This is a genomic window from Thermobifida halotolerans, from assembly GCF_003574835.2.
GTDB lineage: Bacteria > Actinomycetota > Actinomycetes > Streptosporangiales > Streptosporangiaceae > Thermobifida > Thermobifida halotolerans.
In genome coordinates, this window is the sequence record NZ_CP063196.1 from 4,979,729 (window position 1) to 5,002,895 (window position 23,167).

Consider the following 23,167-nt stretch of genomic DNA (forward strand, 5'->3'; position numbering starts at 1 on the left):
GGCCGGAAGCGGCCGGGGAGCGGGCCTCCGGTCCCCGAGCGGGGCGTGGTGGGGCGGCAGAGACGGCTGGGGCGGGAAGTGCCGTGGCGGACTCCCCGCCTCTGCGACGGAGCGCACGCCGCCTCTCCCCTGGGGCCGTCAGCTGGCGGATCGGCGGCCGGAGGGCGGCCGTCCGCGACCGGCCGTGGGCAGCGACCTCCGCTTCCCGGGCGATTCGGGCGGGGCGCCCCTAACGTTGCCGGGACGGTTCCGACCCGCGGAAAGGAAGCGGCCTTGTTCCCCGGCTTCGCACGTGTTGTCAGACGCTCCGCTCTGGTTCTCGGCCTGGCGGCGGCCGCGGTGATGAGCACCGCTGCCCCCGCCTCCGCGCACTCGCTTGACTCGGCTGTTGTCTCCGAGGCGGGATGCGGCTGGTCCAACGGCAACTACACCGTGCTCCACAGCGACGCGATCGAGGTGGACCTCCCCGGCCACGCCTACGAGCGGATGGGCACCGTGTACCTGCTGTGGAACGCCCAGTACGGGGAGAACTGCGTGGTCGCCCTGCGAACCGGGGACGCGCACGGGGTCGCGAGCGACACGCAGGCGCTGCTCGCCGTCCAGGCGGGCTCCACCGTCGTCAGGCACCGCGACGGGGGCGACTACGCGCACTACGCGGCGGCGAGCGGTCCCGCCGCCAACCAGTGCGTGAGGTACGAGGCGCTGATCCAGTCCCCCTTCACCGGCGTCTGGACCTACGGAGGCCGCCCGACCTGGGGCAACTGCGGCTGACCGGCGGTCCGCCCTCCCGAACGCGGCGTCCGGGCGCCCGACCACGGTGGCGGACCCCGTGCCGCCGGATTCGCACCGGAACTCCCCGAGCACCGCGGCACCGGAACGGTACGGCGGTGTCGGACGGAGCCACCGCCCCGCCCCCGGGAAGGCCCCGGGGGCGGGATGTGTCACGCCTGCTCCAGCCCGTCCACCAGGGCGTCCAGGAACTCCTCGGGGCGTTCCAGGTGCGGGCTGTGGCCCGCGCCGTCGATCACCGTCTCCGTGTACCGTCCGCCCGCCTCGGCGTAGCGGTCCAGCAGGCGCCTGGTCTGGGAGACCATCGGCTGCGGGGGCGCCTGCTCGGGACCGGGCCAGCCCTCGACCGCGCCGATCGAGCCGAGGTGGGCGAGGTCGAGCAGTGAGGTGTCGGAGACGATCACGTCGCGGTCGCCGCGGACCCACCGCACCGGCGGCTTGGGGTCGATCTTCTCCAGGCCCTCGATCCGCAGGTGCAGCGGCGACATCGTGTTGAGCACGCCCCTGGTTCCGGGGGCCGTGCCGGGCCAGGCGTCCGTGGCCGTGGAGTCGCCCGGGTAGTGGTCGTCGCCGGTGCGGGTGGACAGCATCGAGTCCAGGTAGCGGTCCACCGTCTCGGGATCGGCGGTGAAGCCGGGGGCGACGTAGGTGGTCAGGAACACCTGGAGCGGGCTGGTCGGCGCCTCGTCCGAACGGTCCCCGGCGGCCAGGCGGGCCACGAAGTCGGGGTTGGCGGTGCCGCCGCCGGAGCCCGCGCCCGACGGGTGGTTGAGCGCGCCGTCCACGCCGTGCGTGCCCCCGAAACCGTACGGCGAGACCGGGTTGACCAGGGTCAGCGACGCCACCCGCGCGGGCGCGGCCTGCGTGACGCGCAGGACCACGCCGCCGCCCATGCTCCACCCGACCAGGTGCGCCCGCTCCAGGCCGTAGGCGTCGAGGAAGGCCAGCACGTCGTCGGCGTAGTCGTCGAGTCCGCGGGTCGCGTCCACCGGCAGCGGGTCGCTGTCGCCGAACCCGCGCAGGTCCACGGCGACGGGCCGGTACCGTTCGGGCAGCGCGAGCATGGTCTCCTGCCAGAACAGGCTGGAGGAGACGTTGCCGTGCACGAACACCACGGGTTCGCCGTCGCGCCCCAGGTGCAGGGTGTGCACGGTGAGCCTGGAGGTGGGCACCCGTTGGCCGGTCACTCCGGAAAGCAGTCGAGTGGTCAACGCTTTTCCTTCCTGTCACCGTGGCGAGAACGGCACGGCCACCGGTTGCGGACGGCGGCCGGGCCCGGTTCTCCCACGAACCCGTGTCGTGCTGATTCTTCCCGAGGGGAGGTGACCTGGACCATGTCGGGAACCCACACCGGGAGACGGGGGGATGTGTGGGCTTCCCACCAATGGCGCTTCCTGGCGGAAACCGCTGGTGAGGTGCGGTTTCGGTCCGCTCATGTCAGGCCGTCACCAGGAGACGGGTCCCGCTCCACCGCCGACCCGGGGCGCTCCGACCGCGATACTGGGGACATGGCTCGACTGCTGATCGTGCACCACACCGCGTCCCCCTCCACCCAGGCGATGCTGGAGTCGGTGCTGGAGGGGGCGCGCACCGACGAGGTCGAGGGAGTCGAGGTGGTCACCCGCGCGGCGCTGGCCGCCACCGCGGTCGACGTGCTCGCCGCCGACGCGGTGATCCTGGGCACCCCCGCCAACATCGGTTACATGTCCGGCGCCCTCAAACACTTCTTCGACGTCGTGTACTACCCCTGCCTGTCCGAGACGGCCGGTCTGCCCTACGCGCTGTACGTGCACGGCAACAACGACACCGCCGGGGCGGTCCGCGCGGTCGAGTCGATCGCCGGGGGCCTGTCCTGGCAGCGCCACCGGCCCCCGGTCACCGTCGTCGGCGACCTCGACCGCGCCGACCGGGAGGCGTGCTGGGAACTGGGCGCGGTCACCGCACTGGCCGCCGCCGAACGGGCACGGGGATGAGCGAAACAGCACACGACCGGGAATAACGACATTCCGTGGACGTTCTACGGCGTCCGACGTGGTCCGGGGCAGACTGGAAAACCGGCTGTCGAGGGGGACCGGTGGATCGGGTGCGCGTGTGGGTGCTCTGGGCGGGGACAGCCCTGATCCTGGCATGCCTGCTCGTCGTGGCCACCGCCTACGCCACGGGCGTCGGCTGGATCGACCCCCACAGTCCCGTCTCCCTGCCCCGGGTCTACTGGGTGCCCGCGGCGCTCGGCGCCGCACTGGCCTGGCTGCTGTCCCCGCGCCGCGGCAGGGCCGAACTCGACGAGCGGGTCGGGTTGGCGCTCAAGGGGCACCCGATCGGCCGCGAACTGACCCGGCTGCTCCTGTGCCTGCTCGCCTTCCTGCTGGGCGCGGTCCTGTTCACGCGGTTGTTCGAACTCTTCGGCGGTTCCCTGTACATCCTGGGCACGCCGGTGGCCAGAGCGGTGTTCCTGGCCGCCCTGCCCGTCCTGCTGATCGACCGGGCCGGACAGTTGCGCGTGGGCCGCGTCACGGACATGCAGACCCTCTCGCTGCGGGTCCGGGAGCCCTGGCGCTGGTGGGGGGCGGTGCCCGTTGCCGCGGCACTGGCGGCCGTCCTCACCCACCGGTGGGACGCGCTGCAGTCCGTGGGAGCGCTGGAGCTCCTGCTCGGAACGCTGGCGATCCTGCTGGTCGTCGCGGTACCGGAGGAGGTCTTCTTCCGCGGTCTGCTGCAGACCAGACTGGAGGCGGTCCTGGGCACGGCGGCGGGGATCGTGCTGACGGCGCTGCTGTTCGCCGTCACCTACGCGGCCCTCGGCGCCTACGCCGACTTCTTCCGCTTCGACGCGCACGCCGTCGGCGGCGACTACGTGGCGGCCATCGCCGGATACGGGGTCGCCGGTCTGCTCTACGGCTACCTGTGGACCCGCTACCGCAACATGTGGCTCAACGTCGCGCTGCGGACCGGACTCCTCACGGCTGTCGTGGCCTCCGGGATCGTCCTGTGACGGCGACCGGCGGTCACCTTCCGCTCACCGGAAGGACACGTGGCGGTCTCCCACGTGATGCCTGATATGTGAAGAATCGGCTGCCCGGTCAGTGTGTACGGCAGTTCGGGGGAAACGTGGCTGGACCGACCACACGGAGCAGAAGCCCTCTGAGCCCCCTGGTCATCGTGCTGATGGCGATCGCCGCGCTGCTCGCAGCGGTCCTCGTGGCAGTGGTCGCCGTGCGGTTCGTCGGAGCGCGCGCGGTGGTCGTCACCGGAGTCATCGGTTCGGAGAAGGAACCGTTCTTCGCCAACCCCGAGGTGCGGGCCCGCTTCGCGGAGCTCGGCTACACGGTCGAGGTGCGCACCGCCGGGTCGCGCGCCATCGCAACCACCGACCTGACCGGATACGACTTCGGGTTCCCCGGCAGCACCTCCTCGGCCGAGAAGCTGAAGGCCGCCGTCGGCGTCGACCACGACCACCAGCCGTTCCACTCGCCGATGGTGATCCTCACCCGGCAGCCCGTGATCGAGTCACTGGTCGGCGCCGAACTGGTCACGCGGGGCCCGGACGGGGTGCACACCTTCGACATGGCCGCCTACCTGGAGTTGACCGGGGAACGCACCCGGTGGCGGGACCTTCCCGGCGGCGGCGGGTTCGGCTCCGCCAACCGCAACGAGGTGCTGGTCCGCACCACCGACCCGCGCAGCTCCAACTCCGCCGCGATGTACCTCGCCGTCGTCAGCTACCTCCTCAACGGCGAGAAGGTGGTCACCGACCCCGACACCGAGACGCTGGACGAGGCGGCCCGCCTGTTCCTCGCCCAGGGCGACCCGCCGCAGACCTCCCAGCAGCCCTTCGACCACTTCCTCGCGCTCGGTGCGGGCCACACCCCGCTGCTGTGGGCCTACGAGGCGCAGTACGTGAGCGCCGCGGTGAACCTGACCTCCTTCCCGGAGGACGTCGTGATGCTGTACCCGGCGCCCACCACGATCTCCCACCACACGCTCGTCCCCCTCACCGAGGAGGGGGACGAGGTCGGCAGGCTCCTCGTCGAGGACCCCGAACTCCAGCGGCTCGCCGCGCTCAACGGCTTCCGCCCCAGCGATCCCGCCCAGTTCACCGGACTCGCCGACCGGCACGCAATCCCCGTTCCCGCACAGGTGACCGACGTCGTCAACGCCCCCTCCCACGGGGTCCTGGAGCAGATGCTCAGCGAGATCGAGGACCGCTACACGGCAGACGGGGCCGCGGCCCCCGCGGCGGACGTCGGCGAGCTGCCCGACGTCACCGCCTCCCCCCGAGACCGAAGGGACCGAGGAACCCGATGAACCGCGACCGCTGGATGCCGGCCGCCCTCGCGGCGGGACTGCTCCTGAGCACGGCGGCCTGCTCCGGGAGCGACCCGGCCGGTCCCGGTACACCCGGAGAACTGCGGGTGCTCGCCGGGAGCGAACTGGTCGACATGGAACCCCTGCTCCAGGAGGCCGCCGAGGAGATCGGGGTCACCGTCCACATGGACTACACCGGCACCCTCGACGGTGTGGACATGATCCGCACGGGAGAGGTGGAGCACCGCTACGACGCGGTCTGGTTCTCCTCCAACCGCTACCTCAACCTCTATCCCGACGGCAGGGAGGCCCTGAGCGCCGAAACCCCCGTCATGGCCTCACCCGTCGTCCTCGGCGTGGGCGCCGAGGCCGCCGACCGGCTCGGCTGGGGACCCGACGACGAGGTCACCTGGGCCGACATCGCCGAAGCGGCCGCGGACGGGGAGCTCGCCTACGGCATGACCAGCCCGGCCGCCTCCAACTCCGGGTTCACGGCCCTCGTGGGCGTCGCCTCGGCGCTCGCCGACACCGGGGCGGCGCTGGAGAGCGACGACATCGCCGGGGTCACCCCCGCCCTCACCGAGTTCTTCTCCGGTCAGCGGCTCACCGCGGGCTCGTCGGGATGGCTCGCCGAGGAGTACACGCGCCGGGCGCGGCAGGGCGAACTCGACGGGATGATCAACTACGAGTCGGTGCTGCTGTCCCTGGACCACTCCGGTGAGCTCGGGCAACCCATGCGGATCGTCCACCCGGCGGACGGGGTGGTCACCGCCGACTATCCGCTGTCCCTGCTGGCCACGGCGGCCGACGAGGCGGCCGAGGACTACCACACGCTCGTCGACCACCTGACCTCCCCCGAGATCCAGGAGGAGATCAGGGTCCGGACACACCGCCGCCCCCTGGCCCCGGGAGGGCAGGCCGCGGCCCAGGACTTCCCGGCCGTCACCGAACTGCCCTTCCCCGCGCGCGCGGAGGTGGTCGACCAACTGGTCGACGCCTACTTCGACAGAATCCGCAGACCCGCCCGCACCGTCTACGTGATGGACGTGTCCTACTCGATGCGGGGCGAGCGGATCGAGGGCCTGCGCTCGGCCATGCACACCCTCGCCGGTACCGACACGGACTCCCTGGCCGACCGCTATCTGCGCTTCTACGGGCGTGAGGAGGTGACCCTCATCGCCTTCGACGGGACGGTGCACCCGCCGCGGACGTTCACGGTCCCGCCGGAGGACCCCGATCCCGTCCTGGCGGACATCAGCGCGACGGTCGACGGCCTGTCCCTCGGCTCGGCCACCGCCGTCTACGACGCGCTCGCCGCGGCCTACGGCGAACTGGACGACGTCGACGAGGACGAGTTCACCTCGATCGTCCTGCTCACCGACGGCGAGGTGAACGAGGGCATGGACTTTCCGGAGTTCCGTGACGGATTCCACCCCCGACTCTCGGAAGAAAAGCGTGACATTCCGGTGTTCACTGTGCTGTTCGGTGAGGCCAACACGGAGGAGATGACCGAACTCTCCGCGCTGGGCGGCGGCCGGGTCTTCGACGCGCGCGAGACCCCGCTCGCCGAGGTGTTCCGCGAGATTCGCGGATACCAGTGAGGCCCGCCGCTTTCACCTGGCCGTCACACAGTGTGCACCGAACGTCGTGCGATGCGTGTTTTGGGGTAAACCGTTACCGGGCATGCTGCCTGAGGCAGCGGCAGGCCGGTAGACGTGTGCGGCCGGGGGACGCCGTGAGTCCGGGGGACGACCGTTTCGGGGAGATGAGGTCTGCGACTGTGGGTGTGGAAACGGTTCACGCGGTGCGGGACGACGAACCCCTGCCCGCCGACCGCTTCATGGATCGCGAGGTCGGCTGGCTCCGCTTCAACCAGCGGGTGCTGGAACTGGCTGAGGACACCTCACTGCCGCTCCTGGAACGCGCGCTGTTCCTGTCCATCTTCTCCAACAACCTCGACGAGTTCTTCATGGTCCGCGTCGCCGGACTGAAACGCCGCCTGGCCACGGGGGTCGCGGTCTCCTCGCCGAACGGCCAGAGCCCCCGCGAGCAGTTGCGCACCATCAGCGAGGTCACCCACGAGCTGATGGAGCGGCACGCCGAGTGCTTCCACACCTCCGTCGCGCCCGCGCTGGTCGAGGCCGGAATCCGCATCGTGCGCTGGAAGGACCTCACCAAGGACGAGGCCCAGCGCATGCACCGGTTCTTCCGCCGCGCCATCTACCCGGTGCTCACCCCGTTCGCGGTCGACCCCTCCCACCCCTTCCCCTACATCTCGGGACGCTCCCTCAACCTCGCGGTGACCGTCCGCGACCCGCACACCGGGCGGCAGACGTTCGCCCGCATCAAGGTCCCCTCGGTGCTGCCGCGCTTCATCGAGCTCGACGGGCAGCGGTTCGTCCCGGTCGAGGACGTCATCTCCGCCCACCTGCCGCAACTGTTCGAGGGCATGGAGATCCAGGAGCACCACGCCTTCCGGGTCACCCGCAACGCCGACCTCGAAGTGGACGAGGACGAGACCGACGACCTCGTCAAGTCCCTGGAGCAGGAGCTGCTGCGCCGCCGTTTCGGCCCGCTGGTGCGCCTGGAGGTCGAGGAGACCATCTCCGACGAGATCCTGGACATCCTCCGCGAGGAGCTGGGCGCGGTCGAGGAGGAGATCTACCGCGTCCCCGGTCCGCTGGACCTCGCCGGACTCTCCCAGTTGCACAGACTGGACCGGCCCGAACTCAAGTACTCGCCGATGGTCCCGGTGGAGCCGCGCGCCCTCGCCCAGAACGACTTCTTCGATGTGGTGCGCAGCCGCGAACTGCTCGTCCACCACCCCTACGAGTCGTTCGCGACCACCACCGAACGGTTCATCGCGCTGGCCGCCGCCGACCCCAAGGTCGTGGCGATCAAGCAGACCCTGTACCGCACCAGCGGCGACTCCCCGATCGTGGAGGCCCTCATCGAGGCGGCCCGGGCGGGCAAGGAGGTGGTCGCCCTGGTCGAGATCAAGGCCCGCTTCGACGAGCAGAACAACATCCGCTGGGCGCGCAAGCTCGAGGAGGCGGGCTGCCACGTGGTCTACGGCGTGGTCGGCCTCAAGACGCACTGCAAACTCGCGCTCGTGGTCCGCCAGGAGGACGACGGCAGCCTGCTGCGCTACTGCCACGTCGGCACCGGCAACTACAACCCGAGCACCGCCCGCATCTACGAGGACTTCGGGCTGTTCAGCACCGACCTGGAGATGGGCGAGGACCTCAGCGACCTGTTCAACCACCTCACCGGCTTCTCCCGCAAGAAGCACTACCGGCGGCTGCTGGTGGCCCCCCACGCGCTCCGCGAGGGGCTGATGCGCCAGATCCAGCACGAGGTCAACAACCACGCCCAGGGACTGCCCGCACGCGTCCGGATCAAGACCAACTCGCTGGTGGACGAGGAGGTCATCGACGCCCTCTACTCCGCGTCCCGGGCGGGAGTCCCCATCGACCTGTGGGTGCGCGGCAGTTGCGTGCTGCGCCCGGGGGTGGAGGGGCTGTCGGAGACGATCAGGGTGCGCAGTATCCTCGGACGGTTCCTGGAACACTCCCGAGTCTTCGTCTTCGAGAATGGAGGGGAACCGCAGGTCTGGATCGGCAGCGCCGATCTCATGCCGCGCAACCTGGATCGCCGGGTCGAGGCGCTGGTGCGCGTCACCGACCCGGGGCAGCGCGCCCGACTCGCCGGCCTGATGGACCTGGCGATGGCCGACAGTACGTCGACGTGGCACCTCAACCCCGACGGGAGTTGGACCCGCTTCACGCACGACGAGGAGGGGACGCCGCTGCTGGATCTGCAGAACACCCTGCGCGGTGACCGTCACCTGCGGGTCGTCGATGGCTGAACCAGAAAGACCCGGCACCGAAACGATCACCGTCACCAGCGCCTTCCCGCCGCGCGACACCGCACCCGGCGGGTACCTGGAACCCATCCGGGCCGCGGGCGCGGTGCTGTGGCGCGACACCGGGCACGGACGCGAGGTCGCCCTCATCCACCGGCCGGGCCGCGACGACTGGACCCTGCCCAAGGGCAAGCTCAAGAACGGCGAGCACATCCTCACCGCCGCGGTGCGGGAGGTCTCCGAGGAGACCGGCCTGCTCCCGGTGCTGGGCCGCCGCCTGCCGCCCCAGCGCTACCTCAAGGACGGCTGGCCCAAGCAGGTCGAGTGGTGGGCGGCCACCCCCTCGCCCGCCGCCTCGCGGTTCACCCCCAACGAGGAGGTGGACGCGCTGGAGTGGACGCCGCTCGACGCGGCCCGGGAGCGCCTCAGCTACGACCACGACGTGCACGTTCTCGACAACTTCCGCGCCGGTCCGGCGCGGACGGTTCCGCTGGTCCTGCTGCGGCACGCCTCGGCGGGCGACAAGCGCGACTGGAACGACCACGACCTGCTGCGCCCGCTGGACGAGACCGGACGCGCCGACGCCCTGGCACTGGCCGAGACGCTCGCCGTGTTCGGCCCGCTCCGCGTGGTCTCCTCGGCGGCCGCGCGCTGCACCGAGACCGTGGTGCCGTACACGGTCACCCACGCGGCGGAGATCCGCACCGAGCGCGCGTTCACGGTCGGGGCGCTCGCGTCGGACTCCGGCTCCTTCGACCGCGCCGCCGCCCGCGCGGCCTTCGGCGCCCTGCTCGACGAGCGCGGCCCCACACTGGTGTGCACCCACGGGGAACTGGTGGCCGACCTCATGCGTGAGGCGTTCGACCGGCTCGACTCCCCCGTGCCCCAGCAGTTGTCCCTGCGCAAGGGCACCTTCTGGGTGATGCACGTCGACGCCGAGGACGGTTCCCTGGCCGCCGTGGAGCGCCACACCCGCGTCGGCTAGACCACCGAGGCGCGGACGGTCCTCGGAACCGACCGCAGAGAAGTGAAGTTGGGACGTGATGACCGACACGATCGTCAGCGCCGCCAACCCGCTGGTGAAGCGGATGCGGCAGCTCGCCTCCCGCAGGTACCGCCGGAAGGAGGGCGTGTTCCTCGTGGAGGGCGCGCAGCCGGTGTGGCGCGCCGTCGAGGCCGGGTGGGACATCGAGACCCTGGTGGTCGCCCCCGACCTGCTCGCCGGGTCGGCCGCCGCGCGGATGGTCGCCGACCAGGAGGCGCGGGGGACGCGGGTGGCGCGGCTCAGCGCCGAACTGTTCACGCGGCTGTCCGACCGGGAAGGCCCCTCGGGGCTGGCCGCGATCGTCCGGTGCCGCACGACGCGGCTGGACGATCTCGCGGTCGGGCCCGGCGCGGTCTTCGCCGCGCTGCACCGCGTGGGCAACCCCGGAAACCTCGGCACGGTCGTCCGGACCGTCGACGCGGTCGGCGGCGCGGGCGTCGTCCTGGTGGGGGAGACCGCCGACCCGTACGCTCCGGCGGCGGTGAAGGCCAGCATGGGCTCCCTCTTCGCCGTCGACGTGGCGTCCGCCCCCGACGCGGACACGTTCTTCGCCTGGGCGGAGGCGAACGGCGTCCAGGTGGCGGCCACGTCCGGATACGCCGACAGCGACCACTGGCACGCCGCCTACCGGACGCCGCTGGCCGTCCTGCTCGGCAGCGAGGGCGACGGGCTGCCGGACGACCTGCTGGACCGCGCCGACCTGCGGGTACGCATTCCGATGGTCGGCACCGCCGAGTCGCTGAACCTCGCCGTCGCCGCCGCCGTGATGCTGTACGAGACGCGGCGGCACGCACCGGGCCTCGGCGGCTGACCGAGGGGGAGGCGAAGCGCCGGCGGGCGCGCTCGGTAGGGTGCGGGCATGGCCAAGCACCGGGTGTCCCGCAGCATCGTCGTCAACGCCCCCGCGGAGGAGGTCTTCGCCGTCATCGCCGACCCGCGCCGCCACCCCGACCTCGACGGCTCCGCCACGGTGCGCGGCCACCTGCACGGGCCGACCAGGTTGACCGCGGGCTCCGAGTTCGGCATGGACATGAAGATGTTCGGCGTGCCCTACCGGATGACCAACCGGGTGGTGGAGTACGAGAAGGACCGCCGCATCGCCTGGCGGCACATCGGCGCGCACCGCTGGCGCTGGGAACTGGAGCCGCTGGACGACGGCACCACCCGGGTCACCGAGACCTTCGACTACTCGACCACGGGCCCGCTCGCGGTCCTCTACCGGCTCGCGGGACATCCGGCCCGCAACGCCCGCGCCATCGAGGCCACTCTGCCGAGGTTGAAGGCGCTGGTGGAAAGCGCTCAGGAACGGTAGATCTCCCGCCGGTGGCCGATTCTCACGACGAGAACGCGGATGAGCCGGTCGTGGATCTCCACGATGATCCGGTTGTCCCCGACCCGGTAGCGCCAGAGGCCACCGAGCCGCGCTCCCTTCAAAGCATCGCCGAGGACCCTGGGGTCCTCGGCGGGGGCGATCCGTTCGTTCAGGAAGCGAAGTACTCGTCTGGCTTCCTGCCTGTCGAGTTTGCCGAGATCACGGCGTGCTACTTCGTCGAACTCAATCGTCCAGGTCATACTCGGCCATGACTTCGCTCAGAGGGATGGTGTGGCTGCGTCCGGCACGCAGGTCCTCGATCCGACGCTCGGCCAGGTAGACGTCTTCCAGATCATCGATGTAAGCCGCGATGGCTTCGCGCGCGTAGAAACTCTTGGATCGTCCGGTCTCTTGGGCGAGAGCGGCAAGACGCTGTTCGAGTTCTTCCGGAAGTCTGAGAGCCAGCATGCCGACCTCCTGAAATAGGTTGCTATACAAGTATAGCGACGAGGAGAGCGGTACTGTCTCGGCTGTTCATCGGTGATGAGAGGGCCTGTCCGCCGCTCACGCCGGATAGCACTCCACCTCCGTCGCCTTCACGCTCGCCCACACCCGTTCGCCCGGGGCGAGCGACAGCTCGGCGAGCGCGGCCGGGGTGATGTCGGCGCTCACCGCCAACGCGCCGGTCAGGTGGACGCGCACCTGGTCGCCGAAGCGCTCCACGCCGTCCACGGTCAGCGGCCAGGCGTTGCGGGGACTGCCGTGGGGGCGGTCCCGGTACAGGGCGACGGCGCGCGGCGGGAACGCGGCGAACACCTCCCCCGAGTGGGACGACGCCGCGGTCAGCGCCACCGGTCCGCCGGGGCCGCCGGGGAGCAGCACCCGCGTGCCCTCGGCCTCCCCCCGGTACAGGTTCACCCCCACCAGGCGCGCCACGTACCCGGTGCGGGGCCGCCGGGCCACCTCCGCGGGCGGCCCCTCCTGCACGGCCGAGCCGTCCTCCAGCACCAGCACCCGGTCGGCGAGCACCATCGCGTCCAGCGGGTCGTGGGTGACCAGCACGGCCGCGCCGTCGAACGCGGCCAGGCGGCGGCGCAGTTGCGAACGGACCGACACCCGGGTGTGCGCGTCCAGCGCGGCCATCGGCTCGTCCAGCAGCAGCAGCCGCGGACGCACCGCCAACGCCCGGGCCAGCGCGACCCGCTGCGCCTGCCCACCGGACAGGGCGCGCGGCCGGGCCGCCGCGTACTCGGCCAGACCCACCTCGCCGAGCAGGTCGAGGGCGAGACGGCGAGCCCGCCGCGTGGGCACGCCCCGGCAGCGCGGCCCGAACGCCACGTTCTCCACCACGCTCAGGTGCGCGAACAGCAGGTAGTCCTGGAACACCATGCCCACCGGGCGCCGTTCGGCGGGCTCGGCGGTGATGTCGACGCCGTCCAGCAGGACGCGCCCCTCCGACAGCGGCAGCAGTCCGGCGAGCGCGCGCAGCACCGTGGACTTGCCCGCGCCGTTGGGGCCGAGCAGCGCCAGCACCTGGCCGGACGCGACCCGCAGCCCCACGTCCAGGGAGAAGGCGGGGCGGCGCACCGCCACCCGCGCGTCCAGCACCACGTCGCCGGAGGTCACAGCGTCCCCACCCACCGGTCCCGCAGCAGCACCAGGATCAGCAGCGACACCGCCAGCAGTACCAGGCTGAGCACGATCGCCGACTCCGGGCTCTCCTGCATCGCCAGGTAGACGGCCAACGGCATGGTCTGGGTTCGGCCGGGGAAGTTGCCCGCGAACATGATCGTCGCGCCGAACTCGCCCAGTGCCCGCGACCAGCACAGCACCGCGCCCGCCAGCACGCCCGGCGCGACCGTCGGCAGCGTCACCCGCCGGAACACCGTCCACCGGGTCGCGCCCAGGGTGGCCGCCGCCTCCTCGTAGCGCCGGTCGACGCCGCGCAGCGCCCCCTCCACGCTGATCACCAGGAACGGCATCGCCACGAACACCTGGGCCACCACCACCCCGGCGGGGGTGAACGGCAGCGAGTACCCGGTCCACTCGTACAGGTGGCGGCCGACCACGCCGTTGCGGCCCAGCACCAGCAGCAGCGCCACCCCGCCCACCACCGGCGGCAGCACGAGCGGCACCGTGACCAGCGCCCGCGCCACGCGCCGCCCCGGGAAGGCGGTACGGGCCAGCAGCCAGGCCAGCGGCACTCCCAGCAGCAGCGACACGGCGGTCGCGGCGGTCGCCGTGACCAGCGACAGTCCCAGCGCGTCGCGCACCTCGGGGGAGACCAGCCGGGTGCCGAGGGTGGGCCACGGGGCGCGGACCAGCAGCCCGGCCATGGGCAGCACCAGGAAGCCGAGGCCGAGCAGCGCGGGGACCACGAGCGGCCAGGGGACGCGGCCCGCGGACGGGCGGACGGGGCGCCCCGCCCGTCCGCGCGGGTCAGGGGAGGTCGAAACCGGCATCGTCCAGCGCCTTCGCCCCCTCGGGGGAGGTCACCAGGTCCACCCACGCCGCGGCCGCTCCCGGTTCGGGGGCGTCGGCGAGCACCGCGACCGGGTAGTCGTTGACGGCGGTGTCGGCCTGGGGGAAGTCGACGCCGAGCACCGCGCCGTCCGCGGCCGCCACGTCGCTGCGGTAGACCAGCGCGGCGTCCACCTCGCCCAGTCGCACCCTGGTCAGCGCGGCCTTGACGTCCTCCTCCCAGGTCACCGGCTCGACCGCGACTCCGGCGGCGTCCAGCGCGGTGCGCGCGGCGGCCCCGCAGGGCACCTGTTCGGCGCACAGCGCCACGGCGACGTCGTCGTCGGCGAGGTCGCTGAGGGAGTCGATCCCGGCGGGGTTGTCCGGCGGAACCGCGATCCGCAGCGTGTTGCGCGCGAACACCACCGGGCCGCCGACCACGCCGACCTCGTCCGCCACCCGGTCCATGGTGGCGGTGTCGGCGGAGGCGAACACGTCGGCGGGCGCGCCCTGGACGAGCTGTTCGGCCAGGGCCGAGCTGCCCGCGAAGACGAACTCCACGGCGACGCCGGGACGCTCGGCCTCGAACACCGCTGCCAGCTCCTGGAAGGTCTCGGTGAGCGAGGCCGCGGCGAACACGGTGAGGGTGCGGTCGGCGCCCTCGGCGGAGCCGTCCCCGACGGGCGCGCACGCGCAGACCGCGAGCGCGGCGCACAGCGGCGCGGCGATTCGGAAGTCCCTCACGGAAGGGACCCTACCGCCCGCACGGTCCGGTGATCCTGGGACCACGGGGCCGCACCGTGGCGGGAACCCGCTCCCGCCACGGCCGCCGGTGCCCGGTAGTGCTGCCACCACCCTGATCCGGAGTGTTGTCGCCAATGCGCCGGACCAGGGTCCCGCCTAGCGTGGGAGATGACCAACCGGACCGGAGAGCGGGGCGGACAGATGGCGAGTGGCGGACTCGGGGTGTGGCGGGAGCGCCTGGTCGCGGTGCTGCACCTGTTCACCTCCCTCGTGCTGTCCCTGCTCTACCTGATCCCCGCGACACTGCTGTTCCTGATGGTCGGCTCCCTGTCGGCGACCGTGGCCGAGATCCTGCTCGGCATGGTGTCCCCCGACTGGGAACTGCCCGTACTGGCCTTCCTGACGGCGTGGGCGCTGCCCGTCTCCACCCTGCTGGCCCGGTTCTGCACGCGCGTCCAGCGCAGGCGCATGAGCGACCTGTTCGGGATCGTGGAGACCACGGTGCCGGAGAGCAGCGAGGACCATCCGGCCGTGCGCGTCCTGCGTTTCCTCCTCGGCCGCGACGCCTGGACGGCGGTGCTCTACAGCACCGCCGCCGGACTCGTCGGCCTGATGTCGGGCGGACTCGCGGTGCTGCTGGTCGCCTACGGGGTCGGCGGCACGTTCGGAGGCATGCTGGCCCTCGCCCTCGTGACCCTGGGAGGCGTGCCCGCCGAGCAGGACAGCCTGATCACGGTCGTCATGTACACCCTGGCGGGGCCACTGCTGGCGGTGAGCGGGCTGTGGGTCGCCCCGTGGCTGGTCCGTGTCGACGCCGACATCATGCAGCGCATGCTGTTCGACTCCCCGCAGGTACGGGTCCGCCGCAGGCTGCTCGAACTGCACGACACCCGCTCCCGCATGGTGGACGCGGCCGAGGCCGAACGCCGCCGGATCGAACGCGACCTGCACGACGGCGCCCAGCAGCGCCTGCTGGCCCTCACCATGACCCTGACGCGGGCGCGCGCCAAGTTCGAACGCGACCCCGAGCAGGCCCGCGCGCTGCTGGAGGAGGCGCAGAGCGAGTCCCGTGCGGTCATGGCCGACCTGCGCGAGGTGGCCCGCGGCCTGCACCCCAGGGTGCTCACCGACCACGGACTCGACGCCGCGCTCCCGGTCGCCGCCGGCCGCTGCCCGGTGCCGGTACGGGTCGAGGTCGACCTGGCCGACCGTCCGTCGCCGCGCGCCGAAGGCGTCGCCTACTACGTGGCCTGCGAGGCGCTCACCAACATCGCCAAGCACGCCGGGGCCACCACCGTCACCGTCCGGGTCGAACGCGTGCCGCAGCGCCGCGGCGACCTGCTCCGCATCACCGTCGCCGACGACGGCCGGGGCGGCGCGAACCCCGACAAGGGCACCGGGCTGTACGGACTGTGGGACCGGGTGCACGCGGTCGACGGTGAACTCTCCGTGCACAGTCCACCCGGTGGGGGGACCACCCTCACCGCCAACATTCCCTGGAAGGCGTAACCGTGCGCGTGATCATCGCTGAGGACTCGGTACTGCTGCGCGGCGGCATGGTCCGACTGCTGGAGGACGCCGGAATCGAGATCGTCACCCAGGTCGGCGACGCCGACGCGCTGCTCGCCGCGGTGGACGAGCACGACGACGTGGACCTGTGCCTGGTGGACATCCGCATGCCGCCCACCTATTCGGAGGAGGGGATGCACGCGGCGATCCGCATCCGCCAGGAGCACCCCGGTGTCGCGGTCCTGCTGCTGTCGCAGCACGTGGTCGGCACCTACGCGGCCCAACTCCTGGGCGGCGGCGCGGACAAGGTCGGCTACCTGCTCAAGGACCGGGTCGCCGACATCGACGAGTTCCTGGCGACCCTGCGCCGGATCGCAGACGGGGGAACCGCCATCGACCCCGAGGTGGTATCTCAGTTGCTCAGCCGAAACACCGACAACGTGCTGGACCGCCTGAGCCCCCGCGAGACCGAGGTGCTCGCGGCGATGGCCGAAGGGCTCAACAACGCGGGTATCGCGGCACGGCTGTTCATCACCGAACGCGCGGTGGAAAAGCACATCCGGTCCATCTTCACCAAGCTCGACCTGCTTCCCGACACCCACGACCACCGTCGGGTGCTCGCCGTCCTCCAGTACCTGCGCGCCAGTTCGGCACGGTCGTGACCATCCCGCACACGAAGGAGAAGGAGGAGGGCGCCGCCATGACATTCACCGCCCGGGGGCTCTACGCATCGTCGAGCAAGGTGCCGCGGAAACGGCAGTGGCGCCACGGCTGGCTGCTCATCGGCGCGATCGTCGGTCTGGTCGCGCTCGCCCTGGGCGTGCTGAGTGTCCTCAACAACGTCTTCACCACGACCGCGACCGAGTCGCAGGAGTTCCCCGCACCGGTCAGGGTGGAGATCGACAACCGTACCGCCGGAAACGTCACCGTCATCGCCGGGGAGGGCGACAGCGTCACCGTGGCGAGCCGGACGTACTCCTCGCTGACCGCCGACATCAGCGACAGCGCGGAGACCAGGGGCGACGGGCTGCGGGTCGAGGCCGACTGCACGGGAATCCTCTCCTTCGGCCACTGCGCCGTCGACTACCTGGTCACCGTCCCGGTGGCCACCGAGGTCTCGGTGGCCACCGAGACCGGGAACGTCGAGGTCACCGGCATCACCGCCGACGTGGACGTGGACACCGGCACCGGGAACATCCGGATGGCGGACGTCACCGGAAGGGTCACCCTGGAAACCGACATCGGTGACATCACCGCCGAGGGCTCGGGCCCCGCGGTGACGGCGACCACCGACACGGGCGGGATCAACCTGGAGTTCTTCGAGGCCGCCGAGGTCGAAGCGACGACCTCCACCGGCGACATCCTCATCGGCGGAGGGTTCGAGGCCGCCACGGCCCTCAGCAGCACCGGTTCGGTGTACGTCGACACCGACACCGAGTTCCGCAGCCTGACGGCCATGACCGACATCGGAAACGTCGAACTCCGGGTCCCCGACTCGGTCTACCGGGTGGTCGGCGGGACCCACATCGGCACGGAGACCGTCGAGGTGGACCGGTCGCCTGACGCCGACTCCGTCATCGAGGCCAGGAGCGACACCGGGTCGATCACCATCAGCCCCAACTGACACCGCCAGCCCCAACCGACACCGAGGTCCTCCCGCCTCCCGTCCACGGCCGACAGGAGGCGGGAGGACTTGCCAACCGCGAACACTGTCATGTCGGACAGATCCGGAAGCGGCGCATCGGCGACGAAATGGTTAGAGTGCGTAGCAGCCGAAACGGAAGAGGGCCGATGGAAGCCAATTCGTTCGCCCAGGTATGGCAGGACGTCTTCTCCGTGCAGCCCGACCCTCCGCAGTGGATCGTCATCGCCACCGGGGTGGTCGCGCTGCTCGTGGTGGCGACGGGGGGACGACCGTGGCGGGTGGCCCGCAACGTCGTGACCATCGCCCACGAGGGCGGCCACGCGGTCGTGGCACTGTTCAGCGGACGCCAACTGACCGGCATCCGACTGCACTCCGACACCTCCGGAGTCACCGTCTCACGCGGACGCCCCGACGGTATCGGCATGATCATGACCATCCTGGCGGGCTACACCGCCCCCTCCGTGGTCGGGCTGGTCGGGATCGTGCTGCTCACCGCGGGACGGATCACGGGCCTGCTGTGGATGAGCATCCTGCTGTTGGCGGCGATGCTGCTGCTCATCCGCAACGTCTACGGCGTGGTGTCGGTGGTGGGCACCGGGGCCGTGGTCTTCCTGGTGTCCTGGTTCACCCCCGACGAGGTGCAGAGCTTCTTCGCCTACCTGTTCACCTGGTTCATGCTGTTCGCGAGTGTGCGCCCGGTGTTCGAACTGCAGTCCCAGCGCCGCCGCCAGCCCTCCTCGCGCTCCGACGCCGACCAGTTGGACCGGTTGACGGGCGTGCCCGGCACCGTCTGGGTGCTGTTCTTCGGCCTGTTCAACATCGCGGTCGTGGCGCTGGGGGTCTGGCTGCTGATGTTCCGCTGACCGGGCGGCGCCGCCGGCCCGGCAGCGACGGCCGGTCCTCGGCCGCGCCGCCCGGTCACTCCGGGCAGGCCGCCAGCGCCTCCTCGACCGTCGGGTGGACGGGAACGCGCGTGTCGATCGCGGTGACCCGCAGGATTCGCGAGACCCGCTCGGACGGGGCCGCGATGAGCAGCACACAGCCGTGCTCCCCGGCGTTCCGGTAGCTCTGGACCAGCACGCGCAGACCGCTGGAGTCGATGAAGGCGAGCCCGGCGCAGTCCAACACGATGCGGTTGCCGGGGTGCTTCTCCATGGCGTTGGCGATCGCGTCGCGGAAGTCGTTCTCGGTGGCGATGTCGACCTCTCCGTCGAGCACGAGGACGGCGTCGTCGTCATGCTCGTGGACGGTGATCTGCAACGCGGACATGCTGGCTCCGGAAAGATACGCCGATGCGGTGACCCGGCCGGGGACTGTCGTGAAGTGGACCTTCCACCGGCCGGAATGCTGGGACGAAGCACGGAGGGACCTGCTGGCAGGCATGCGGACGGGCCGGGAGGTCTGTCTCATTCGTGTGCCACTCCTCGTTTCGACGATACGGGGTCGCCGAACGTCTACGAGTCTTTCGCGGACCGTGGTGATCAGTCGTCTGGGGCGGGGTCGCTCCCGGCGCGGTGGTGGACTCTCGAAGTGGTCCTACGCGGCACTACTGCGCCTGATCGTTGCTCTCTCGAACGTCAGCGGGGACGTCCGTCCCGGACGATACCACACGGTCGTCGGCGAATTCGGGCTTTTCTCGTCAGTACTACTCACACCGTCGCGGTTCGACCACAGTATGACAACGTCCAGGAGGAGGGCGACGGTTTCTCCCGTTGCAGTACCCAGGTGCCGGCGGCGAGGGTGAGCGGCACCGCCACGGTGAGCGCCAACGCCGGGATGGCGATCCCCGAGTCGTTGAACGCGAACCCCGCCAGGCCGGTCACCAGCGAACCGGTGAGCCCGGCGCGCAGGGTCGGCGCGTACTCGTAGACCCGCTGGAGTACCCCCATCCGCCAGTTGGTCGGGTCGTTCAGGACAACGAACAGGAACAGCAGCGCCCCCGCCGCCAGCAGCGTCAACTGCCAGTTGCCCAGGGAGCCGAGCATCGCGTCGAGTTTGCGGGAGACCACCGGCCAGGCCGTGCCGTCCAGAACCTGCCCGGCGAACAGCCCGAAATGGCTGCGCTCGTTGGGCGGGCGCAGGTAGTCCAGGAACGACAGGGCGGCGATGGTCGTCACCGCGGTACCGCTGATCAACGTCAACCGCAGCAGGGTCACTCTCAGTCCGGCGATCATCAGCACGGTCACCGCCAGGCCCGGGACCAGCGCCAACACCCCGCCGAAGTCGGTGCCCAGGTCCGGCCAGCCGATCGCGAACAGCGTCGCCGCGCCGAGGACCAGGGTCGACGTCACCGCCCAGCCGCGGCGGCCGCGCGCCAGAAACAGATGGGCGACGCCCGCCGCGGTCATCAGCATCCCCGTGGCGAAGGTGGCGAAGGCGATGTTGCCCAGCCCGTAGAACCGACCCGCCACGATCGGGGTGTAGCCGGTCGGCGAGTTCATCTGCAGGTCCGACCCGGTGCACAGGTCGACGAACAGCACCAGCGTGGTGATGGCCGCCACGATCGTGGTGGGCATCAGGATGTCGCGCCGCCACGGTCCGGCCAGCGCGACCGCCACGACCGCCGCGTCTGCCAGCAGCACACCGCCCAACAGCGCCGCCTGGGGGAATCCGGTCGACCACCACGGAACCAGGTTGACCAGGTAACTGGAGACCGGGAAGGCCGCCCCGGCGAGGGCCACCACCCGGGTCACCGACAGCACCAGGTGCCGTTTGGCCAGGTCCCGGTCGCCGTAGCGTTTGAGGGCGTAGGCGGCGCAGACGTAGATGAGCAACTGGGTCGCCACCAGGCCGCTGAAGAAGCCGGGCACCAGCGCCTCCACCACCTCGGCGGCGGTGGTGAACTGCACCAGGTGGCCGACGGCGTCGGTCAGCCCGGCGGGCCGGGGCGCCTCCCGCCAGGCCCGGCCCACCGTCCCCGACTCGGGCGGCGTTCCCGCCGCGTGCAGCAGGGTGGTGGTGATGTCGGTCAACGCCACCAGTCCGGCGCGTCGGGTGGATTCGGAGACCAGGTACCCCCCGTCGAAGTCCTCCCCGCCCGGACCGGGGCCGCGCAGCAGCGCGGCGTTCAGACCGGAGGCCCCGGCCTCCACGGAGACCCCCGCGACCAGCAGCGTCGATTTCGGAGGCAGGGTGGCGCGTACCGTCGCCAGGTCCTCGTCGATCGCGGCCAGCCGTTCCCGCCGCTCCCGCAGCTCGCTGTACTCGGTGGGGTCGGGCTCGGGCTCGTCCTCCTCCTCCACCAGGCCGTCCAGGGCGTCGGCGGAGTCCGCGTCCGCCGCGGTGTCCCCGTTCTCGGCCAGCTCCTTCTCGACGGCGGCCGACAGCGGGGGATCCAGGTACAGGTCGGCGAGGTCCTTCAGATCGACCACGCCGAGGGTGACGCCGTCCCAGGAGTCGCGGTCCAACCCGGCGGGCCCGCCCAGGTAGCGGTCGACCCGGCCGTCGCTGCCCGCGGCGGCCAGCGCGGCGCCCGGACCGACCGCCAGCGTGGTGCCGCCGTGTGCGCGGACCGTGTCACCGAGCAGACCCACCCGCGCGCCGAACCGGGATTCGGCGTTGTAGGAGACGTGTTCGGAGTAGTCCGGAACGACCGCGCCGTCTCCGTCGATCTCGGGCAGGCGCGGCAGTTCGCAGATGGAGTAGGTCTGGCGTTCGCTCGCGGCACGCTGGCCCGCCGAAACGGTCAGCCATCCGTCGACCGGGCAGGTGCGCGAGGTGACGGTGCGGATCGACAGGTTGCCGATGGCGCTGCGGCGCGCCAGGCTCCACAGGTTCGGTGTGGTCTCGGGGCTGATCTCGTGCCACCGCAGGCCCGGCACCCCGACCAGGACCACCGGTCCCCGCTCCGGTCCGGCGGCGGGAGCGGAGGCCGTTCCCGTGGGCGGCGGCGCGGCCGAGACGAGTACGACCAGTGTGGCCAGCGTGGTCAGCCCATGAGCGAGCCACCTGCCTACAGCCACACCGAGTCCTCCTCACACGATCGGGCCGTGGGACAACCCTAAGTCACGGTGCCGCCGCGGGACCGGGAACGCCACCCGGACAGGGGTCAGTTTCCGGGGCGGCCTCCGGGCTCCGCGTGTCCGCCGCGGCGCTCGCCCGGACGGGCGGCCGAACCCACTTTGCTGAGCAGCGACAGGATGGTGGTCCCGGCGGCCAGGTTGATCAGCGAGGTCGCGATCGCGGCGGCCGGTGGGCCGCCCTGGGTGAACGGGGTGACCGTGGCGACCACCACGGTCAGGCCGACGATCCAGCAGAAGAAGTGCAGCGGCCGGGGCGTGTTCGGCAGCAGGAGTTGCAGCAGTCCGGTGGCGGCCAGTGCGCCGAGCGCGGCCAGCGCCGCGTAGGCGGCCATCCCCGCGCCCCCGAAGCGCCAGGACTCCCCGGGGGCCAGCAGCGACGCGCCGAGAACTCCCTTGGCGAGCAGCGTCCCCGCCAGGATGACGAGTGCCGCCACCACGGCCGTGGCCAGCCCACCGGCCCACAGCCGTACCGTGTTGACGCGTCGCGCGCCCCCGACGCCGAGTCCATATTCGGTCATGCCGTTACCCCCCGATACGGCACCTATATGGTCGTTTGGGCATCTACCCCCTGTATGCAAGTGGTAACCTCACGGCAAGTCCGCTGGAAGCGGCGCCGTGATCCCGTCCACCCGGTGCGCGACCGACCGTCGACCGGATCGCCTCCTCCGGTCGCTCGGCACCACCAGCGGGGTGCCGGTCTCGGGGTCGGGGATGACCCGGCAGGGCAGACCGAAGACCTCCCGCACCAGTTCGGCGGTGACGATCTCGTGCGGGTCGCCCTGGGCGACCACCGCGCCGTCCTTCATCGCGATCAGGTGGGTGGCGTACCGGCAGGCGTGGTTCAGGTCGTGCAGCACCGCCACCAGCGTGTAGCCGCGCTCGTGGTGCAGGTCGGCGCACAGGTCGAGCATGTCCATCTGGTGCGCGATGTCCAGGAACGTGGTGGGCTCGTCCAGCAGCAGCAGCGGAGTCTGCTGCGCCAGCACCATCGCCAGCCACACGCGCTGCCGCTGCCCCCCGGAGAGCTCGTCCACCAGGCGGTCGGCCAGGTCGTCGACCCTGGTGGCCGCCATCGCCTCGGCGACGATCCGCTCGTCGGCGCGCGACCACTGCTTCAGGAACCGCTGGTGCGGGTAGCGCCCCCGCGCCACCAGGTCGGCCACCGTGATGCCGTCCGGGGCGACGGACGTCTGCGGCAGCAGACCGAGCCGCCGCGCCACCTCCCTGGACGGGTAGGAGCTGATCAGCCTGCCGTCCAGGTGCACCGCCCCCGACACCGGCCGGATCATCCGCGACAGCGCGCGCAGCAGTGTGGACTTGCCGCAGGCGTTGGGGCCGACGATGACGGTGAAGGAGCGGTCCGGAATGGCGACTCCCAGGTTCCGGGAGACGACACGCCGGTCGTAGGCCAGCGTCAGATCGTCCCCCCTCAGCCGGGGGGATCGGGGCTGGGACATGTTCTCACCTCGTT

The 23,167-nt window shown here is 71.4% G+C and carries 23 protein-coding genes; 13 read left to right on the plus strand and 10 right to left on the minus strand.

The features are described 5' to 3' along the window. Positions 1 to 273: 273 nt before the first annotated feature. On the plus strand, positions 274 to 771 hold the full coding sequence (locus tag NI17_RS22250) for a hypothetical protein (RefSeq protein ID WP_068690278.1): 498 nt from the start codon (positions 274 to 276) through the stop codon (positions 769 to 771). A gap of 170 nt (positions 772 to 941) precedes the next feature. Here NI17_RS22250 and NI17_RS22255 read toward each other — a convergent pair whose 3' ends face one another. Continuing rightward, entirely contained in the window at positions 942 to 2,000 is a 1,059-nt protein-coding gene (locus NI17_RS22255; RefSeq protein ID WP_068690280.1) for an alpha/beta fold hydrolase, read from the minus strand. A gap of 297 nt (positions 2,001 to 2,297) precedes the next feature. On the opposite strand from NI17_RS22255, the gene NI17_RS22260 reads away from it, so the two are divergent. From NI17_RS22260 to NI17_RS22295, 8 genes are all read left to right on the plus strand, one after another. Beyond that, positions 2,298 to 2,762, plus strand: a complete 465-nt coding sequence (locus NI17_RS22260) for a flavodoxin family protein (protein WP_068690282.1) — start codon at positions 2,298 to 2,300, stop codon at positions 2,760 to 2,762. 101 nt (positions 2,763 to 2,863) lie between these two features. Beyond that, positions 2,864 to 3,781 carry a CPBP family intramembrane glutamic endopeptidase gene (locus NI17_RS22265; protein WP_147416963.1) on the plus strand — a complete coding sequence of 306 codons (918 nt, stop codon included), beginning with the start codon at positions 2,864 to 2,866 and terminating at the stop codon, positions 3,779 to 3,781. Between the two features lie 116 nt (positions 3,782 to 3,897). Next, positions 3,898 to 5,094 (plus strand): hypothetical protein, encoded by a 1,197-nt coding sequence (locus NI17_RS22270; protein WP_199859995.1) that lies wholly within the window; start codon positions 3,898 to 3,900, stop codon positions 5,092 to 5,094. Beyond that, positions 5,091 to 6,695, plus strand: a complete 1,605-nt coding sequence (locus NI17_RS22275) for a vWA domain-containing protein (protein WP_068690288.1) — start codon at positions 5,091 to 5,093, stop codon at positions 6,693 to 6,695. The genes NI17_RS22270 and NI17_RS22275 overlap by 4 nt, the downstream gene beginning before the upstream one ends. A gap of 164 nt (positions 6,696 to 6,859) precedes the next feature. Beyond that, complete coding sequence (locus tag NI17_RS22280; protein ID WP_084012547.1) at positions 6,860 to 8,962, plus strand: RNA degradosome polyphosphate kinase; 2,103 nt, start codon at positions 6,860 to 6,862, stop codon at positions 8,960 to 8,962. After that, positions 8,955 to 9,944, plus strand: coding sequence for an NUDIX hydrolase (locus NI17_RS22285; protein ID WP_068690415.1), 990 nt, complete (start codon positions 8,955 to 8,957; stop codon positions 9,942 to 9,944). Before NI17_RS22280 ends, NI17_RS22285 begins: the two co-directional genes overlap by 8 nt. Before the next feature lie 58 nt (positions 9,945 to 10,002). Then, positions 10,003 to 10,815: a TrmH family RNA methyltransferase gene (locus NI17_RS22290; protein WP_068690290.1), complete on the plus strand. Its 813-nt coding sequence runs from the start codon at positions 10,003 to 10,005 to the stop codon at positions 10,813 to 10,815. 48 nt (positions 10,816 to 10,863) lie between these two features. Continuing rightward, the gene (locus tag NI17_RS22295) at positions 10,864 to 11,316 is read left to right on the plus strand and encodes an SRPBCC family protein (RefSeq protein ID WP_068690292.1); all 453 of its coding nucleotides are present in this window, start codon (positions 10,864 to 10,866) and stop codon (positions 11,314 to 11,316) included. Here NI17_RS22295 and NI17_RS22300 read toward each other — a convergent pair. From NI17_RS22300 to modA, 5 genes are all read right to left on the minus strand, one after another. Beyond that, a complete protein-coding gene (locus tag NI17_RS22300) occupies positions 11,304 to 11,576 on the minus strand; it encodes a type II toxin-antitoxin system RelE family toxin (protein WP_068690293.1) in 273 nt (90 codons plus the stop codon). The genes NI17_RS22295 and NI17_RS22300 overlap by 13 nt on opposite strands. After that, complete coding sequence (relB, locus tag NI17_RS22305) at positions 11,560 to 11,784, minus strand: type II toxin-antitoxin system RelB family antitoxin (protein ID WP_068690295.1); 225 nt, start codon at positions 11,782 to 11,784, stop codon at positions 11,560 to 11,562. The genes NI17_RS22300 and relB overlap by 17 nt, the downstream gene beginning before the upstream one ends. A gap of 96 nt (positions 11,785 to 11,880) precedes the next feature. Next, complete coding sequence (locus NI17_RS22310; protein WP_068690297.1) at positions 11,881 to 12,942, minus strand: ABC transporter ATP-binding protein; 1,062 nt, start codon at positions 12,940 to 12,942, stop codon at positions 11,881 to 11,883. After that, on the minus strand, positions 12,939 to 13,778 hold the full coding sequence (locus tag NI17_RS22315; protein ID WP_068690299.1) for an ABC transporter permease: 840 nt from the start codon (positions 13,776 to 13,778) through the stop codon (positions 12,939 to 12,941). Before NI17_RS22315 ends, NI17_RS22310 begins: the two co-directional genes overlap by 4 nt. After that, a complete protein-coding gene (modA, locus tag NI17_RS22320; RefSeq protein ID WP_068690301.1) occupies positions 13,756 to 14,520 on the minus strand; it encodes a molybdate ABC transporter substrate-binding protein in 765 nt (254 codons plus the stop codon). The genes NI17_RS22315 and modA overlap by 23 nt, the downstream gene beginning before the upstream one ends. 168 nt (positions 14,521 to 14,688) lie before the next feature. Between modA and NI17_RS22325 the strand changes: the two genes are divergently transcribed. The 4 genes from NI17_RS22325 to NI17_RS22340 all read left to right on the plus strand — a co-directional run bounded on the left by NI17_RS22325 (position 14,689) and on the right by NI17_RS22340 (position 18,537). Beyond that, on the plus strand, positions 14,689 to 16,029 hold the full coding sequence (locus NI17_RS22325) for a sensor histidine kinase (protein ID WP_234401823.1): 1,341 nt from the start codon (positions 14,689 to 14,691) through the stop codon (positions 16,027 to 16,029). 2 nt (positions 16,030 to 16,031) lie between these two features. Beyond that, on the plus strand, positions 16,032 to 16,691 hold the full coding sequence (locus tag NI17_RS22330) for a response regulator transcription factor (protein ID WP_068690303.1): 660 nt from the start codon (positions 16,032 to 16,034) through the stop codon (positions 16,689 to 16,691). A gap of 38 nt (positions 16,692 to 16,729) precedes the next feature. Then, complete coding sequence (locus NI17_RS22335; RefSeq protein WP_068690305.1) at positions 16,730 to 17,653, plus strand: DUF4097 family beta strand repeat-containing protein; 924 nt, start codon at positions 16,730 to 16,732, stop codon at positions 17,651 to 17,653. A 167-nt stretch (positions 17,654 to 17,820) separates the two neighbouring features. Beyond that, positions 17,821 to 18,537, plus strand: coding sequence for a M50 family metallopeptidase (locus NI17_RS22340; RefSeq protein ID WP_068690306.1), 717 nt, complete (start codon positions 17,821 to 17,823; stop codon positions 18,535 to 18,537). Positions 18,538 to 18,592: 55 nt separating this feature from the next. On the opposite strand, the gene NI17_RS22345 is transcribed toward NI17_RS22340, so the two are convergent. From NI17_RS22345 to NI17_RS22360, 4 genes are all read right to left on the minus strand, one after another. Then, positions 18,593 to 18,943: an STAS domain-containing protein gene (locus NI17_RS22345; RefSeq protein ID WP_068690307.1), complete on the minus strand. Its 351-nt coding sequence runs from the start codon at positions 18,941 to 18,943 to the stop codon at positions 18,593 to 18,595. Between the two features lie 380 nt (positions 18,944 to 19,323). Continuing rightward, positions 19,324 to 21,636 carry a hypothetical protein gene (locus NI17_RS22350; protein ID WP_068690308.1) on the minus strand — a complete coding sequence of 771 codons (2,313 nt, stop codon included), beginning with the start codon at positions 21,634 to 21,636 and terminating at the stop codon, positions 19,324 to 19,326. 86 nt (positions 21,637 to 21,722) lie between these two features. After that, a complete protein-coding gene (locus NI17_RS22355) occupies positions 21,723 to 22,214 on the minus strand; it encodes a DUF6069 family protein (RefSeq protein ID WP_068690309.1) in 492 nt (163 codons plus the stop codon). Positions 22,215 to 22,283: 69 nt separating this feature from the next. Then, complete coding sequence (locus tag NI17_RS22360) at positions 22,284 to 23,153, minus strand: ABC transporter ATP-binding protein (RefSeq protein WP_068690417.1); 870 nt, start codon at positions 23,151 to 23,153, stop codon at positions 22,284 to 22,286. Positions 23,154 to 23,167: the final 14 nt, after the last annotated feature.